Below are 15789 nucleotides of genomic sequence, written 5' to 3' on the forward strand. Positions count from 1 at the left end.
GTAGGCTATTTTAATTTGTAAGTATAACAAATTCTAATTGTGGATCCGTAGTTGAATAACCTACGATTGAAATCGTGTAAATTACATTCGGTTCAACATTGAACTTTGGTATAGTTAACACCACTTTTTTATTATCTGCAAGTGAAACTTCAATATCTGCTGTACCAGGGCTGACTTGTATGAAATCTGTTATTTGTTTAAATAGTACATTCTCAAATAAATGATCGCCACCTTTTAAATCTACATTTACAACAGGAGTATCTGGAGAAAAATGTGCAAATCGGATTTTGGCTTGGCCAGATGGTAAATGTGTATTATCAAGTATAGGTTGTAATTGTAGATGATTATCGCTATTAATTGCGGCAAGAGTATACGTGTGATTTCCCATTATTGGTACTAAAGCTGAAAAGATTGGCGTTTCATTCCCGACAGGGACAATATCTATACGATATTTACCTTGCACTAATGATAAATAGGGGCTAAATTGCTTAAAAGAAATATTTTTAATTACTTTTTGTCCGTTTACTAAAATATCAACCGGCGGTGTGTTTGGAGAAGAATGAAAAATCCTTATATGTGACGGTAGAGCAGCTTCTTGTGAATCTCTTTTTTCATATGTCTGTACAAGTTTTGTAAGTGCATCGTAATACTTCATATATAGTTCTACATATTTTTTTGGATTGCTGAATTGATAGTAACGGGCGAGCTGTTCGTAACGTACAGCTTCTTGTCCATATTTTTCGATTTCAGATTGAGACATGCACATTCCTCCTTTGTCATCATTAAAACTATATGCAAAGCGAGAAAGAGGTTATGCGAAAAACTTGTTTTACGAGAGGAGAAAAGTTGAAAATTTTTAAAAATGTAATAGGGAGGTATTTTGCTGAGTAAAGCGTTGCTTATGGATGTGTACGCAAACTTAGCTAAGGTGAACAAGATTTTGCGATTACAGGAGGGGGTGACGATTTATTACAACAAGTAATTCGAAATGTAAAATACTAACAAAGTGTAAATTTGTATCAATTGACATATCGAAAACATGTCCAAAATCCTTAGCAAATTAGGGTTTTTTTAAAATATAGGCAAATACACATACAAAGTGATAATTGTCTTACATAATTTATAAAGGAAAGGTAGTTTTACTTTGAGGGAAGGAGTGCACCTTGGGATGGGGATATCCCGGCAATGATCGAATGAAGTTATGAAGGTTGATGTGCTAAAGGTTGTAGTATACATTATGAATCTGCACTATGTTTTTCATAATGGTAATAACCGATAAAAGAGCGTCGTGCTGAACTGATTAATGTGGGTTAATCGGTTCTTTTTTTACGTTTAAAATTGAAGATACTATATGTTAAATATCAGTTATTTTAAGAGTGATTGTTATCCGTTTAGTATGATGGATTGTCGAAATTTGTTTGAAAATATGCAATATAAAGTAGGACAATAGGAAGGAGTTTAACGGGAGTTCCGTCGAAGTTTACACAATGTCGGCATTCGAGGGGAGCTGGCATTATGTTAGGAAAACATTTAGTAGTATATTTATTTTATATAAGGGAGGGTTATTTGAGCGTATAGGTAAGGATTGGTCTTCGTTTTGAGTTCTGAATTTTCTGTTTTAAAACATTTATTAGCACTCATTTGTATATTTTATAATAGTTTTTTGATAAATTCACTGCTTATGCAGAGGATTCTTTTTTATGAAAGAAACGTCAATTTTCTTCATATATATATACAAATTGGAGAAATGGGGGAGCGCTATGCGCGATTACTTAATTAAACCACTTGTTGGTCAGCCGTATCCAATGATTTCACATGGAAAAGGTGTGTATTTGTATGATCAAAACGGTAATAAATATTTTGATGGCTCGTCAGGAGCAATTACGGCAGGTATTGGGCATGGCGTAAAGGAGATTGCGGAAGTTATTAAAAAGCAGGCAGAGGAGATTGCCTTCGTATATAGATCACAGTTTACAAGTGAACCAGCTGAAAAATTAGCAAAGAAGTTAAGTGATTTAAGTGTTGGAGATTTGAACTGGAGCTTTTTTGTAAATAGTGGTACAGAAGCAAATGAAACAGCTATGAAAATTGCCATTCAGCATTTTCAGGAGCGCGGTATTCAAGGGAAACATAAAATTTTATCGCGATGGATGAGCTATCACGGTATTACGATGGGTGCTTTATCAATGTCTGGGCATCCGCTGCGCAGACAACGTTTCGTATCTATTTTGGAAGATTATCCAACTATTCCAGCTCCATACTGTTTCAGATGTCCTGTACAAAAGGTATATCCAACTTGTCAGCTTGCTTGTGCGACTGAATTAGAAAGATCAATTGATCGAATTGGTGCAGAGCATATTGCAGCTTTTATTGCTGAACCTATTATTGGAGCAGCTGGCGGCGCGGTTGTTCCGCCGAAAGAATATTATAAAGTCATTAAAGATATTTGTAGTCATTACGATATTTTATTTATTGCAGATGAAGTAATGACTGGGCTTGGCCGTACTGGTGCATGGTTTGCAATGGAGCATTGGGGTGTAGAACCGGATATTATGACGCTTGGTAAGGGATTAGGAGCGGGGTATACACCGATGGCAGCGACGATTGTAAGTGACCGTGTTATGGAGCCAATTTTACGCGGATCACGTTCTGTTATGAGTGGGCATACATTAAGTGCAAATCCATTGTCCGCAGCAACTGCTCTAGCTGTTATTGAATATATGGAGAAACATAATCTACCTGAAAAAACAGCAGAAAAGGGAGAGTATTTAATTAAGGGTCTACAGAAAGTTCAGCAACAATCGACAATCATTGCAGATGTGCGAGGAAAAGGATTGCTGATCGGAGTAGAATTGCAACCGTTTACAAAGGCTTCAGAGCTTATTTCGGTTGCAGCTAAAAATGGTCTTCTTTTATATCAAGCTGTGTCAGGGCAAGCAGGAAAAGAAGATAGTGCACTGCTTGTGGCACCGCCAATGACAACTACATATTCCGAGTTAGATGAATTACTTTCAATTTTTGCAAAAAGTGTGGAAGAAATGATGCAAAAAGGAGGGCACAGTATCGCATGACAACTATTACAAATACATTCGGTAAATTAAAAGAAATAGAGGAATTAATTTCTTTGTTCCATGATGATATGACATTAATGTTTGGAGGATTTGGGGGGATTGGATCCCCTCCGTCTTTAATACAGGCTATTTTAGATAAAGGAGTTACAAATTTAAATTTAATAGGAAATGATACTGGATTTCCTGATGTAGGTATCGGTCGTCTTGTTACGAATGAAAGAGTTAAATCATTAATTACCTCTCATATTGGTTCAAATCCAAATGCAGGAAGACAGCTAAACGAAGGAAGATTACAAATTGAGTTTTCTCCGCAAGGAACATTAGCAGAGCGTATTCGTGCTGGTGGCGTCGGACTTGGCGGTATTTTAGTTGACGTTGGTGTTGATACGATTGTAGAAGAGGGAAAACGAACAGTTGAAATGAACGGTAAGACATATTTAGTTGAAGCGGCATTAACTGCTGAAGTTGCGATTGTATATGCGAAAAAGGCAGATCCGTTTGGTAATCTTGTTTTCGATAAAAGTGCGCGGAATATGAATCCTCACGTAGCTATGGCTGGTGATATAACAATTGTAGAAGCAGAAGAAATTGTTCCACTTGGAAGTTTAGATCCAGAGGAAATCGTCGTTCCAGGTGTTTTCGTAAATTATATCGTACCGTCGGAAGGAGTGAACTGGAAATGGGTATGGGCGTAGAAGTGAGAGATAAGATTGCACGACGTGCGGCGAAAGAAATTCAAAATGGAATGATTGTAAATTTAGGTATTGGTATACCATCGCTTGTACCGAATCATTTGCCTGATGATATGAATGTTATGTTTCATGCGGAAAATGGAATTGTCGGTATGGGACCAACGCCAAGTAAAGGGAAAGAAGATGAAAATTTATGTAACGCAGCAGGTTTACCAACTTCTCTTATTACAGGAGCGAGTTATTTCGATAGCTGTACAGCGTTTGGGATGATTCGGAAAGGGTTACTAGATATAACGATTCTTGGTTCATTACAAGTGAGTGAAAATGGTGATTTAGCAAACTGGATTGTACCAGGGAAACGCGTTCCAGGTATTGGGGGAGCGATGGATTTAGCACAAAAAGCGAAGCGGGTCGTTGTTGTGATGAATCATGTTGATAAATATGGAAATGCAAAAATTGTTTCGGAGTGTACATTACCACTAACTTCAAAAAGATGTGTAGATTTAATTGTTACAGAAATGGCTGTAATGGAGATAACTCCTAATGGTCTAATTTTGCAAGAATTAATGAGCCCATACACAGTGGAAGATGTAAAAAGACATACAGAAGCTAAATTTCATATAAGCCCTAGTCTACTAGTAATTGATTGAGAGGAGTCGTCATATATGGAGAAATTAAAAAAGAAAATTTGTGACTATATTGAGAGTCATGAAGAGGAAAGTGTAAAATTTTTAAAACGATTAATTCAAGAAAAGAGCGTATCTGGTGATGAAAGTGGTGCGCAGGCAATTGTAATTGAAAAGTTACGTGAGCTAGGTTTAGAGCTTGATATTTGGGAACCTTCTTTTTCTAAAATGAAAGATCATCCTTATTTTGTATCACCGCGTACAAGTTTTTCAGATAGCCCGAACATTGTGGCAACTCTTAAAGGGAGTGGCGATGGAAAATCTATGATATTAAATGGGCATATTGATGTAGTACCAGAAGGAGATGTGAATCAGTGGGACCATCACCCTTATAGTGGTGAGAAAATAGGGAATCGTATATATGGCCGTGGAACGACAGATATGAAAGGCGGCAATGTCGCACTTATGCTTGCGATGGAAGCGATTATTGAATCTGGTATTGAATTAAAAGGAGATATTTATTTTCAAAGTGTAATTGAAGAAGAAAGTGGCGGGGCAGGAACATTAGCGACTATATTACGAGGATATAAGGCAGATGGTGTAATTATTCCAGAGCCGACTAATATGAAGTTTTTCCCGAAACAACAAGGGTCTATGTGGTTTCGCCTACATGTGAAAGGGAAAGCAGCACACGGTGGTACACGCTATGAAGGAGTAAGTGCAATTGAAAAAAGTATGTTTGTTGTAGATCATTTGAGAAAATTAGAAGAGAAGAGAAATGGTCGAATTACAGATCCGTTATTTAAAGGAATTCCGATTCCAATTCCAATTAATATTGGGAAAATTGAAGGTGGTAGCTGGCCAAGTTCTGTTCCTGATTCGTTAATTTTAGAAGGAAGATGTGGTATTGCGCCGAATGAGACTATAGAGGCAGCAAAAGAAGAGTTTGAGAGTTGGATCGCTGCATTAAATGATGTGGACAATTGGTTTGTTGAACATCCAGTAGAAGTAGAATGGTTTGGGGCGAGATGGGTTCCTGGTGAACTAGAAGAAAATCATGAGCTAATTACAACACTTCAGCATAACTTTGTTGAAATCGAGGGGAACGAGCCAATTATTGAAGCATCTCCGTGGGGGACTGATGGAGGTTTATTTACACAAATCGCCAACGTACCAACGATAGTATTTGGCCCAGGAGAGACGAAAGTAGCACACTATCCAAACGAATATATAGAAATTGATAAAATGATAGCTGCTGCAAAAATTATTGCATGTACATTACTAGATTGGTGTGAGGTGAAAAAATGAAATACTATGAATCTTTTAAAGAAGAGACAAATTGCCATACAGTAGAAGGAGTTTTAGATTATTTTAATAAACGTATTCGAGTAGATCACTATACAGGAAATGTCGAAAGTATAATACGGACAATTGACGGACTAGCAGAGAAACATTCTTTCACTAAATGTATTATTAAAGGAAAGGGAGAGCATGTTTCAACATGGCTCTCTTTCGGTTTCTTATTGGAAGCAACGATCCCACATTATTTTCAAGGACACGATGCATACTTCTTTGTGAAGTATAATAATGATGAAAGACGAAATAGTATTCATTGGTCTGAGGAAGATACTATTTTAAGTGGTGTAAAAGCAAAAGAAGTAAAGGAAAAAGTAGTCCCGGAGAAATTTCTGTTAAGAAAAGCGACTGAAGAAGATGCAGAAGAATTAGCAACTGTCTTTGGAAAAGTATTTGAAGTTTATCCGACACCTTTAAATGAAGCAAGTTATGTATTACAGACGATGAAAGAAGACGATACAATTTACTATGTGTATGAATTTGAGGGGAAAATCATTAGTACAGCGTCTGCAGAAATGAACGTAAAGGAAGGAAATGCAGAATTAACGAATTGTGCGACTTTACCTGAATATCGTAAACACGGGTTTATGAAAAGCTTACTAATAAAGTTAGAAGAAGAGCTTCAAGAAAAATCTATTTTCTGTTCCTATACAATTGCTCGATCGCTATCTTTCGGTATGAATGCGGCCTTTCATCAGTTAGGCTATACATATACAGGAAGACTGGCGAACAATTGCTACATTTTTGATAAGTTGGAAGATATGAATATATGGGTAAAAGATTTATCCCGCTATTCGCGAGCATTAAGACTCCCACCTCAAAATTCGGCTGTAAAATAAAGAAGTTAGGTGGGAGTCTGGCTACTCGTAACAGCCAGACTGATTAAAGTTTTACTTTAACTAATCAAAAATAAATTTCATCAAAATAATAGAACGGAATCGTCATGCTTATAATCGCACATAGGTATGCCGAAAATCCAGCATAGTATTTGCTGAATTTTCGGCAAGAGGGGGGATGACATTGCTAGCAGTTTCGACACAAGAAGTCATTGAAGCGATTTTGGGCAGTATTGATGAGGCTATACACGCAGTAGATGAAAATGGTATTACAATTTTTTATAATACAGTGGCTGCAAAACACGATGGATCCAAAATTGAAAAAGTGTTAGGAAAGCATTTGTTAGAGGTGTTCCCATCTTTAACTAGGGAAACGAGTACATTGATGAAAGTATTAGATACAAAAAAACCAATTGTACATCAAGTGCAGCACTATCAAAATTTAAATGGAGAAGATGTTTGTACAGTAAATACGACGTTACCTATTTTTATAGAGGGGAATATTGCTGGTGCTGTTGAAATTGCAAAGGACTATTCTACAATTCAAAAACTTACTGATACAATTGTCGATTTACAGTCGAAAATAAAGCGAACATCTAGTAAAAAAACGGTAAAAAAGCATGTTGCATTTGAGACAATAGTGACAAATGATACAAGGTTTAAACAAACGAAAGAGTTAGCACAAAAAGTAGCACCAACTGATGCGAATGTTTTAATATATGGTGAAACAGGAACAGGAAAAGAGCTATTTGTACAAGCGATTCATGAAGCCTCTAAACGAAAAAATAAGCCATTTATTGCTCAAAATTGCGCAGCGTTGCCAGAATCATTATTAGAAAGCTTATTATTTGGAACGACAAAAGGTAGCTATACAGGGGCAATTGAAAGAGCGGGGCTATTTGAACTTGTAGATGGCGGAACATTATTTTTAGACGAACTGAATTCAATGCCACTTGATTTACAAGCGAAAATGTTACGAGTATTAGAAGATGGAGTCATTAGAAGAATTGGTGATAATAAGACGAGGAAAGTAGATGTTCGCGTTATTACCGCAATGAATCAGCCGCCAGAAGTATGTTTAAGAGAGAATAAAATTCGTACTGATTTATATTATAGATTAAATGTGTTTTCACTATATATCCCGCCACTACGCGAAAGAACCGAGGATGTATTATTGTTAGCGTCATATTTCTTGAAAGAATATAATAAAAGTTATAAAAAAGGTGTACTTCAAATTGATAAGATAGCGAAAGAAAGACTACAAGCCTATCAGTGGCCTGGAAATGTTCGTGAGTTAAAACATACAATTGAACATGCTGTTATTATTACAGAAGGTAATACATTAACTGCAAATTGTTTACCACGAACATTTCGGAAAGAGAAGCTCTCGAAGAAGAAAAGTATACTACCACTTAGAGAAGCACTTCATCAAACAGAAAAGGAATTAATAGATCAAGCGTTGATTGAAACGGAAGGGAATATATTACAAGCTGCAAAAATGTTAGGTATTCCTCGCCAAACGCTTCAATATAAATTGAGCAAGTACGACAAAACTGCCGAATAATCGGCGGTTTTTGTGTGTTTGCACCAATAAAAGAGCGTTTACATATATAAAAAGTAATGAATATGATAATATGTATTGATTTAATACTGCGCTTAAAAATATTTTTTCGCTTATGTAATAGGATTCTCCGCACATTTACTTATCAACAATATAAAGTTGGCATAACTATTGCTTATATAAAGGATGAGCGTATAAAAAGGGGGAATAGCAATGTTACATGATGTATACAAACCAAATCGTCACTGGAAGGATATCGAATTATGGAAAGATGTCACAGAAGAACAATGGAATGATTGGGTTTGGCAATTAACGAATACGATCAAAACTTTAGATGATTTAAAGAAAGTGATTAACTTAACACCTGAAGAAGAAGAGGGCGTTAAAATTTCAACGAAAACGATCCCGTTAAATATTACACCGTACTATGCTTGGCTAATGAATCCTGATGACCCACGCTGTCCGATTCGGATGCAATCAGTACCGATCTCGGAAGAATTATATAAAACAAAATATGATTTAGAAGATCCGCTTCATGAAGATGAAGATTCACCGGTTCCAGGGCTAACACATCGTTATCCTGACCGCGTATTATTCTTAGTAACAAATCAATGTTCTATGTATTGTCGTTACTGTACACGCCGTCGTTTTAGTGGACAAATTGGAATGGGTGTACCGAAGAAACAATTAGACGATGCAATTGCTTACATTCGTGAAACACCACAAGTACGAGATGTATTAATCTCCGGTGGTGACGGTCTTCTAATTAACGATAAAATTTTAGAATATGTATTAAAAAATTTACGCGAAATTCCACATGTTGAGATTATTCGTATCGGAACGAGAGCGCCAGTAGTATTCCCGCAGCGTATTACAGAAAACTTATGTAATATTATTAAAAAATACCATCCAGTATGGTTAAATACACATTTCAACACTTCTATTGAAATTACAGAGGAATCGAAAAAAGCATGTGAAATGCTAGCGAACGCTGGTGTTCCAATTGGAAACCAAGCAGTAATTTTAGCAGGTATTAACGACAGCGTTCCAATTATGAAAAAGCTTATGCATGACTTAGTAAAAATCCGTGTACGTCCATACTACATTTATCAATGTGACTTATCTGAAGGTATCGGCCATTTCCGTGCACCTGTTTCTAAAGGTCTTGAAATTATTGAAGGCTTACGCGGGCATACATCTGGTTATGCAGTACCAACATTCGTTGTTGATGCACCGGGCGGAGGCGGAAAAATTGCGCTACAGCCGAACTATTTAATTTCACAAAGTGCGGATAAAGTTGTTCTTCGTAACTTTGAAGGTGTTATTACGACGTATCCAGAACCAGAAAATTATATCCCAGGAAGAGCAGAAGGATACTTTAAAGAGATTTATCCGACTTATGAAGAGAAACGTTCTGACGTTGGTATCGCAGGTCTTATGAGCGATAAGAAATTTAACCTTGTTCCAGACGACTTACAGCGTATGAACCGTCGTAAAGACTATGAAGATAATGAAACTCATGCCTCTTTAAAAGATAAACGTGATAAGCGTGACCAACTTAAAGATAAAAAGTATCAAGCGCAAATGGCTAAATTAGAAGAAAATGACAAAAAAACTGAGGGTGATGCAGTATGAATTGTATGTGGTGTGACAGTACAGAAGCGAAAGAAAGCTTGAATACTGTATATTGGGAATTACCAGATGGTACGAAAGCCATTGAAATCCAAGAGACACCATGTATTTCTTGTTCCTCATGTGGAATGGACTATCAATCAGATCAAACTGTAAAAGAAATTGAAGATCAATTGTTTTTAATTTATACGAAAGATTTGCCAAAGCAATTAACGTATGAAGAGTTGATGGGAAGACCACGACTATTAAAAAGGAATTATTTTGACTTTTAACCAGCTTTTATGCTGGTTTTTTTCTTTTTTGCCTTGTATAATGTATCCAAGTTAGAAAGGTAGGGAATATTTTTGAAAAAGACATTTTACCACTATATGATGAAGCATCGTGCAGCTTTATTAAAAAATGAAATATCAGATTTAGCAGAGGCAATGTATGATGATTTAAGTTTTCCGAAGCAATCTGAAGACTATGATGAAATTAGTTCATACTTAGAGTTAAGTGGAATGCTAGAAAGTATGTCTATATTTGATGAAGCATGGGATTTATACATACAAGAGAGATGAAAATGATATGAAGCAGTAAATGTATACGCTAAGAAGTGAAGTATTCCGTATGTTTTTTATTGAAATTTTCTTGACGTAAAGCTAGTTTACATACACTAGCTTTTTTTGTGTTTTACATAAATTCTATGTGGTTATATTTTTTATTGAAAAAATTTATGAATATAAGCTTCTGTGATAAGCGTTTTTATGTAGGTTGCATATACTGTTATCAAAATCACGACGTCAAAAAAAGGAGAGATAGAGATGGCAAGAAAAAAACAACCTAAATATAACGTAGGGGACATAGTCGTGATTACGCTATATGGAACCGTTGGGAAAATTACAAATATGAAGTTATTAGATGGAGTTTACGTATACGAAGTAAATAATCACGATGGATTTTACGTAGAACAAACACTGCAGCACGTTACTGAGCAAGATATGAAAAAAGGTGAAACTGAGTGGATTGAATTAAATTATAATTTCACATTTGGTGATCTCGTGCAAGTAACTGGATATGATAAAGATGTTTTCCGTATTGTTGGTTTTCGTACAGAGGTATGGAGATATAAAAATGACGCATGGGAAGATACAATATATGAGTTATCACGAATTACGGATGGTGAATGGTTAGAAGCGGATGAATCAGATTTAACTTTACTTGCCAATGCTCAAACGGCAAATGCAATTTTGAAGAAAATGAAGCAAGATAAAGCTGGCATGAATAAATTGGATTTAGGAAAATTAAAGTCAATTAACAACTCGAAAAAAGTGAGTGTTAAGACAAATCGTCAAGAAATCATTGATGGGTTACTTGATATTTATAACGATTATCAATTGTTATTCGATACATTTAAAGATGAAGAATATAAAATTGTTATGGATGTTGTTCATAATTATTTAGTTAAATTGACAGAGAAAAAATAGTTAACTAGAAAGAGAGAATAAATTGAACAACAACATATGCAGTATAAGGTATGCCTACAATTATTAAAAAAATAAAAAGCCATTTAATAAGAGAGTCTGCCCATTGATCTTCATGCATGAACTCTTCTTTTGTTTGTTCTACTTCATATTGATATTCCATTATTATTTCCCCCTTTGAATAGCTTGTACTACAATCGTATGCATCTCGTCCAAATGATATAACCTATAAAAAAAGAAAAATAATTTTTCTAATCTCATATACATAATTTTGAGATTTTTTCATAAAACAGAAATAAAGGAGTGATGCTCATGAAGGAAATTGAAGTCGTAATTGATACGGAAGAGATTGCGGAGTTTTTTTATGAGCAACTAATTGAAAGAGGATACGTCCCAAAACGAGAAGAAATTGAAGATCTAGCAGATATTACATTCGAGTACTTATTAGAGAAATGTATGATTGATGAAGTTTTTGATGAAGAAGATTGAAAGTAACGACGGGCTTAACTCGTCGTTTTTTACTCTTTACAAACTTGTCACAAACAAAGTCGAATATTATTGGTATAATTAAAAAAATTTTACTCAAGAGGTGAAGGGATGTTCAAAAAAATTATTGATTCTTTATTAGGAAAGAAAAAATATCGTTCGTATTCAAGTAGTGATTATCGCCATAGAGGACGTTCTTATTCAAGTAGTGATTATAAACGACGTTCATCTGGTTATGGACACCAGCATTATAAAAGAAAACGTAAAAGCCGTAGCTTCTTTTCAAGTAGCTGATGAAATGGCGTCGTGTACTAGCTTTATTTGATAGACCACTGCGAAAAAACACAATAGTTGCAGAACGTTATAAAATTGAATCTGTAATTGGAATGGGCAGTTATGGGGTTACATATGTCGTTAATGATTTACAAATAAATAGAAATAAAGTCTTAAAACAATTAAGACGAAGTAAACAAAGATATGAGTCTGGTAGAAAATCATTTGAGCAAGAGAAACTGATTTTACAAGCATTAAATCATCACGCAATTCCTAGTCTATATGATCATTTTGTATGGGAGAAAAAGAGCTTTTTTGTGATGGAGTATATGCCTGGTAAAAATTTCGAAGATTATATTTTCTTAGATGGGCATGTATATAAAGAGCGGGAAGTTTTTGAAATTTTATATGAATTGTTAGGAATTATTTCATATTTTCATAGTAAGGGTATTATTCACCGAGATTTACGTATTCCGAATATATTAATGAAAGAAAATCAAATTAGTATTATTGATTTTGGATTAGCGAAATTTAATGATGAAGTAGATGAGCGGGCGACTATTTATGAAGGTGAACAAGCTTTGATGCGAGAAGTTCACTTTCGTAGTGATTTTTATGCGCTTGGTCATTTTGCTTTATTTTTGTTGTATGCTGGCTATGAATCTTCTGAAAAAAAAGAGAGACCATGGTATGAAGAGCTAGTGCTAGAAGAATATAATCGCGAAACGCTGATGAAAATGTTACAAATGAAAACGCCGTACTATGAGAATGTAGAAGATTTAAAAAAAGATGTAGCTTTTGCTTTAGAAAGGATGGAGATCCCTTGTTTCAAAAGTTTTTAGCAAGCGTTGGTATTGGAAGTGCAAAAGTAGATACTGTTCTTGAAAAAGATGAGTATGTAGTTGGAGAAGAGATAGTAGGGAAGGTTCATATAACTGGAGGATCAGTTAGCCAACAAATTGAAAGCATTTACTTAACGTTATCGACATCGTATGTACGAGAAGTGGATGATAAAAAAGTAACGGCAACGTATGATTTAGAGCGAGTTCGCTTAACAGACCCATTTTCTATAGGGTCAAATGAAAAAGTTGAAATTCCATTTTCGTTTCCAATGCCAATTGAAGCACCCTTAACACTTGGAATGAAAACGGTTTGGGTTCATACAGGCCTTGATATTAAACGCAGTATAGACCCAAGTGACCGTGATTATATTCAAGTGTTGCCGAACGCACTATTAAAAAGTGTATTAGAAAGTGTAAATCAATTAGGTTTTAAAGCGCGTCATATAGAATGCGAAGAATTACCGTATCGATTACGTAAGCAAGTACCATTCGCGCAAGAATTTGAGTTTATTCCTGTTTCAGGACAGTATCATGGGAAATTAGATGAATTAGAATTATTAATCTTGCCAAGCTCTCACGACCGATTAGAAATCATTATGGAAGTAGATAGAAAATCACGTGGATTAGCTGGTTTATTCGCAGAAGCGCTTGATCTTGATGAGAAGGTTATTCGCTTTACAGTAACGAGTGAAGATATCCCAGTGATGCAACAAAAAATTAACAATTATATTTTTTAAAAATCTATGCATAAAAAAGAAATGGAGAGGGAAACTAAAACAACCGCTCCATTTTTTTGCATAGTGAGGTTATGTATGTGAAACGATATCGACATTTATACTTGTTAAGCTTTACTCTACTTATTTGTTTTGTCGTACTATCACTTTCGTATCATACCGCTTGTATTGAAAAATTTGATAATGTAGTTGCACACTTTATTCAAAGTTTCCGAAACGAATATTTGACTGTATATTTTACTTGGGTGTCTTTTATCGGTTCCAAAAGAATATATTTTCCGTTACTCATTATCCTTGTAATGTATTTTCTCGTTAGAAAAAAGTTGCTTAGTGCATTACTTCTAACCATTAATTACTACGGATCTCGTTATTTGAACAGTATGCTTAAACTATGGTACGAACGAGCAAGACCTGATGTGTCACAGCTTGTTACGGCAACTGGATATAGTTTTCCGAGCGGTCATACGATGAATGCTACTGCTTTTTTAGGATTTATTGCATACGTCACAATTACTGAAGAGCGTATTTCATTGCATAAAAAATTGTTGATTATTCTTATAGCAAGCTTTGTTGTATTATCTATTTCAGTTAGCCGAATATATCTTGGCGTGCACTATCCATCTGACATATTAGCAGGATGGGCAGCTGGCGGTAGCTGGCTCGTTTTATGTGTTATATTTCATAAAGCGTTCATTAAAAAAGAACCTATATCATAATAGGTTCTTTTTCCATTGGTTCAACATGAATGTGTGCATGGTAAATTCCAAACTTTTTTCGAAGCATGGCTTCGATGTTGTCAGTAATACAGTGACTTTCTCCAACATCCATACGAGCATCTACCTCGATTGTAATATCAACGTACGTTTGATTCCCATACATACGGGCCCGAATATCTACAATATTTTCTACACCTAAAATATGTTCAATCGCATCAGCATATTCTTCCATTTTATCAGGATCAATTCCATCTGTTAGCATATGAGAAGCTTCCACGAAAATATCCCATGCAGTTTTACAAATTATAAAGCCGACAATTAAAGCGGCAATAGGATCTAAAATAGGCATTTGAAACTGTGAACCGACAATACCTACTACTGTTCCGATACTTACGAGTGCATCTGATAAATTATCCTTTGCAGCAGCTTCTAATGATTTACTATTTGTTCGCGCTGCAATTTTTTTCGTATACAAGTATACACAGTACATAACGACAGCAGAAAATAAAGCTACCCACGCAGCAAGTACATTAGGCGCTGCTTGTTTCGGATTTAAAAAAGATTGAACGGCACTAATAACAACTTCTAATCCGACCGTTGCCATAATGAAAGAAGCAACTAGCGATGCGATTTGTTCTGCACGCGAATGTCCATATGGATGATCTGGATCTCGAGGTTTACGAGAAATTTTTAGGCCAATTAATATAGCTAAAGAAGCACCTATATCCGTTAAATTATTTAAACCGTCAGCACGTAATGCGCTAGAGAGGGTAATATAACTGATGATGATTTTCATAGAGGATAAAAATATGTAGGCCATAATGCTGACAATAGCACCTTTATCAGTTTCTTTATGAGAAAGAGTATCCATTTTAATCACTCACCTTTCTTTAAAGGAATTTCTTTCTATAAATAGAATATCAAACGAAACTCGTGTGGGTCTATACAAACATTGTTGATGTTTTATAGCTTTTTAAGTAGAGGATAACAAAGTTTCGTTAAGGAAAAATATGTTGTAAAGTGCAAAGTAATAATTGGCATAATACGCATCATTATTTTACAAGAAGGGTTGGGTTGGGTTGGGATTAAGATGAAGTACCGAATCATATCTTTACTATGTATTTTTTTCATAACAACTGGATGTAATACCATAAATGAAGAATGGATGGCAAATAAAGAATATTTCTAAGTTATCCATATCCACATTTTAAGGATACGGTGGTTTGAATGAAGATTATTTCATTACAATAGAAGAACTGAACATAAAAATAAAAAAAGCCAATACATTATTTAAGACAATAATAAGAAACCACAATTTAATTTACTCATTACATATAAAGTGAAACTTTAATGAGTAGTGGGCAGTTGATCTCCCTCCAAACTTTTTTGATTTACAGTCGAATTTTGAGGTGGGAGTCTTACTGCTCGTTAATGCGGGATAAAAATAGAGATACGAATGGTGTGCATTTATACCTTGGAGAAGAGGGGGGAAAGCATCATT

Annotated in this window: 18 protein-coding genes; 15 read left to right on the forward strand and 3 right to left on the reverse strand. The window is 35.2% G+C overall.

All coding sequences use genetic code 11. The annotated features are described in order from the left end of the window. Window positions 1-10: 10 nt before the first annotated feature. Window positions 11-760 (reverse strand): DUF4397 domain-containing protein, encoded by a 750-nt coding sequence (locus tag ACQKNR_RS05060; RefSeq protein ID WP_427315855.1) that lies wholly within the window; start codon window positions 758-760, stop codon window positions 11-13. A 1000-nt stretch (window positions 761-1760) separates the two neighbouring features. Here ACQKNR_RS05060 and ACQKNR_RS05065 point away from each other — a divergent pair. From ACQKNR_RS05065 to ACQKNR_RS05110, 10 genes are all read left to right on the forward strand, one after another. Then, window positions 1761-3071, forward strand: a complete 1311-nt coding sequence (locus tag ACQKNR_RS05065) for an aspartate aminotransferase family protein (protein ID WP_193414509.1) — start codon at window positions 1761-1763, stop codon at window positions 3069-3071. Further along, window positions 3068-3766 (forward strand): acetate CoA-transferase subunit alpha, encoded by a 699-nt coding sequence (atoD, locus tag ACQKNR_RS05070; protein ID WP_427315857.1) that lies wholly within the window; start codon window positions 3068-3070, stop codon window positions 3764-3766. Before ACQKNR_RS05065 ends, atoD begins: the two co-directional genes overlap by 4 nt. Next, window positions 3751-4413, forward strand: coding sequence for a CoA transferase subunit B (locus tag ACQKNR_RS05075; RefSeq protein WP_427315859.1), 663 nt, complete (start codon window positions 3751-3753; stop codon window positions 4411-4413). The genes atoD and ACQKNR_RS05075 overlap by 16 nt, the downstream gene beginning before the upstream one ends. A 15-nt stretch (window positions 4414-4428) precedes the next feature. Continuing rightward, entirely contained in the window at window positions 4429-5697 is a 1269-nt protein-coding gene (locus ACQKNR_RS05080; RefSeq protein ID WP_427315861.1) for a peptidase, read from the forward strand. Further along, window positions 5694-6584, forward strand: a complete 891-nt coding sequence (gene ablB / locus ACQKNR_RS05085) for a putative beta-lysine N-acetyltransferase (RefSeq protein WP_427315863.1) — start codon at window positions 5694-5696, stop codon at window positions 6582-6584. The genes ACQKNR_RS05080 and ablB overlap by 4 nt, the downstream gene beginning before the upstream one ends. A gap of 175 nt (window positions 6585-6759) precedes the next feature. Beyond that, entirely contained in the window at window positions 6760-8145 is a 1386-nt protein-coding gene (gene rocR / locus ACQKNR_RS05090; protein ID WP_427315864.1) for an arginine utilization transcriptional regulator RocR, read from the forward strand. A 210-nt stretch (window positions 8146-8355) separates the two neighbouring features. After that, window positions 8356-9777 (forward strand): lysine 2,3-aminomutase, encoded by a 1422-nt coding sequence (gene ablA / locus ACQKNR_RS05095; RefSeq protein WP_427315865.1) that lies wholly within the window; start codon window positions 8356-8358, stop codon window positions 9775-9777. Continuing rightward, the gene (locus ACQKNR_RS05100; RefSeq protein WP_000995764.1) at window positions 9774-10046 is read left to right on the forward strand and encodes a YokU family protein; all 273 of its coding nucleotides are present in this window, start codon (window positions 9774-9776) and stop codon (window positions 10044-10046) included. The genes ablA and ACQKNR_RS05100 overlap by 4 nt, the downstream gene beginning before the upstream one ends. A 72-nt stretch (window positions 10047-10118) precedes the next feature. After that, the gene (locus ACQKNR_RS05105; RefSeq protein ID WP_193414502.1) at window positions 10119-10334 is read left to right on the forward strand and encodes a YozE family protein; all 216 of its coding nucleotides are present in this window, start codon (window positions 10119-10121) and stop codon (window positions 10332-10334) included. Between the two features lie 243 nt (window positions 10335-10577). Continuing rightward, on the forward strand, window positions 10578-11240 hold the full coding sequence (locus tag ACQKNR_RS05110) for a hypothetical protein (protein ID WP_193414501.1): 663 nt from the start codon (window positions 10578-10580) through the stop codon (window positions 11238-11240). 4 nt (window positions 11241-11244) lie between these two features. Here ACQKNR_RS05110 and ACQKNR_RS05115 read toward each other — a convergent pair whose 3' ends face one another. Then, window positions 11245-11400, reverse strand: a complete 156-nt coding sequence (locus ACQKNR_RS05115) for a DUF3930 family protein (protein ID WP_002018281.1) — start codon at window positions 11398-11400, stop codon at window positions 11245-11247. Between the two features lie 149 nt (window positions 11401-11549). Between ACQKNR_RS05115 and ACQKNR_RS05120 the strand changes: the two genes are divergently transcribed. The 5 genes from ACQKNR_RS05120 to ACQKNR_RS05140 all read left to right on the forward strand — a co-directional run bounded on the left by ACQKNR_RS05120 (window position 11550) and on the right by ACQKNR_RS05140 (window position 14288). Continuing rightward, on the forward strand, window positions 11550-11726 hold the full coding sequence (locus ACQKNR_RS05120) for a YozD family protein (RefSeq protein ID WP_427315868.1): 177 nt from the start codon (window positions 11550-11552) through the stop codon (window positions 11724-11726). Between the two features lie 108 nt (window positions 11727-11834). Continuing rightward, on the forward strand, window positions 11835-12017 hold the full coding sequence (locus ACQKNR_RS05125; RefSeq protein ID WP_016088012.1) for a hypothetical protein: 183 nt from the start codon (window positions 11835-11837) through the stop codon (window positions 12015-12017). Beyond that, window positions 12017-12838, forward strand: a complete 822-nt coding sequence (locus tag ACQKNR_RS05130; RefSeq protein WP_427315870.1) for a serine/threonine protein kinase — start codon at window positions 12017-12019, stop codon at window positions 12836-12838. The genes ACQKNR_RS05125 and ACQKNR_RS05130 overlap by 1 nt, the downstream gene beginning before the upstream one ends. Then, entirely contained in the window at window positions 12820-13575 is a 756-nt protein-coding gene (locus ACQKNR_RS05135; protein ID WP_427315872.1) for a sporulation protein, read from the forward strand. The genes ACQKNR_RS05130 and ACQKNR_RS05135 overlap by 19 nt, the downstream gene beginning before the upstream one ends. Window positions 13576-13652: 77 nt before the next feature. Beyond that, window positions 13653-14288, forward strand: coding sequence for a phosphatase PAP2 family protein (locus ACQKNR_RS05140; RefSeq protein ID WP_427315874.1), 636 nt, complete (start codon window positions 13653-13655; stop codon window positions 14286-14288). Here ACQKNR_RS05140 and ACQKNR_RS05145 read toward each other — a convergent pair. Further along, on the reverse strand, window positions 14278-15159 hold the full coding sequence (locus ACQKNR_RS05145; protein ID WP_427315876.1) for a cation diffusion facilitator family transporter: 882 nt from the start codon (window positions 15157-15159) through the stop codon (window positions 14278-14280). The two genes, ACQKNR_RS05140 and ACQKNR_RS05145, sit on opposite strands and share 11 nt — an antisense overlap. Window positions 15160-15789 lie beyond the last annotated feature (630 nt).

Source organism: Bacillus sp. NPDC094077, assembly GCF_050279465.1.
In the GTDB taxonomy this organism is placed as follows: domain Bacteria; phylum Bacillota; class Bacilli; order Bacillales; family Bacillaceae_G; genus Bacillus_A.

Excerpts from the sequence above, each read along its gene's own strand:
- ACQKNR_RS05060 (WP_427315855.1), bottom strand. The coding sequence starts at position 760 with ATGTCTCAATCTGAAATCGAAAAATATGGACAAGAAGCTGTACGTTAC.
- ACQKNR_RS05065 (WP_193414509.1), top strand. The coding sequence starts at position 1,761 with ATGCGCGATTACTTAATTAAACCACTTGTTGGTCAGCCGTATCCAATG.
- atoD (WP_427315857.1), top strand. The coding sequence starts at position 3,068 with ATGACAACTATTACAAATACATTCGGTAAATTAAAAGAAATAGAGGAA.
- ACQKNR_RS05075 (WP_427315859.1), top strand. The coding sequence starts at position 3,751 with ATGGGTATGGGCGTAGAAGTGAGAGATAAGATTGCACGACGTGCGGCG.
- ACQKNR_RS05080 (WP_427315861.1), top strand. The coding sequence starts at position 4,429 with ATGGAGAAATTAAAAAAGAAAATTTGTGACTATATTGAGAGTCATGAA.
- ablB (WP_427315863.1), top strand. The coding sequence starts at position 5,694 with ATGAAATACTATGAATCTTTTAAAGAAGAGACAAATTGCCATACAGTA.
- rocR (WP_427315864.1), top strand. The coding sequence starts at position 6,760 with ATGACATTGCTAGCAGTTTCGACACAAGAAGTCATTGAAGCGATTTTG.
- ablA (WP_427315865.1), top strand. The coding sequence starts at position 8,356 with ATGTTACATGATGTATACAAACCAAATCGTCACTGGAAGGATATCGAA.
- ACQKNR_RS05100 (WP_000995764.1), top strand. The coding sequence starts at position 9,774 with ATGAATTGTATGTGGTGTGACAGTACAGAAGCGAAAGAAAGCTTGAAT.
- ACQKNR_RS05110 (WP_193414501.1), top strand. The coding sequence starts at position 10,578 with ATGGCAAGAAAAAAACAACCTAAATATAACGTAGGGGACATAGTCGTG.
- ACQKNR_RS05115 (WP_002018281.1), bottom strand. The coding sequence starts at position 11,400 with ATGGAATATCAATATGAAGTAGAACAAACAAAAGAAGAGTTCATGCAT.
- ACQKNR_RS05120 (WP_427315868.1), top strand. The coding sequence starts at position 11,550 with ATGAAGGAAATTGAAGTCGTAATTGATACGGAAGAGATTGCGGAGTTT.
- ACQKNR_RS05125 (WP_016088012.1), top strand. The coding sequence starts at position 11,835 with ATGTTCAAAAAAATTATTGATTCTTTATTAGGAAAGAAAAAATATCGT.
- ACQKNR_RS05130 (WP_427315870.1), top strand. The coding sequence starts at position 12,017 with ATGAAATGGCGTCGTGTACTAGCTTTATTTGATAGACCACTGCGAAAA.
- ACQKNR_RS05145 (WP_427315876.1), bottom strand. The coding sequence starts at position 15,159 with ATGGATACTCTTTCTCATAAAGAAACTGATAAAGGTGCTATTGTCAGC.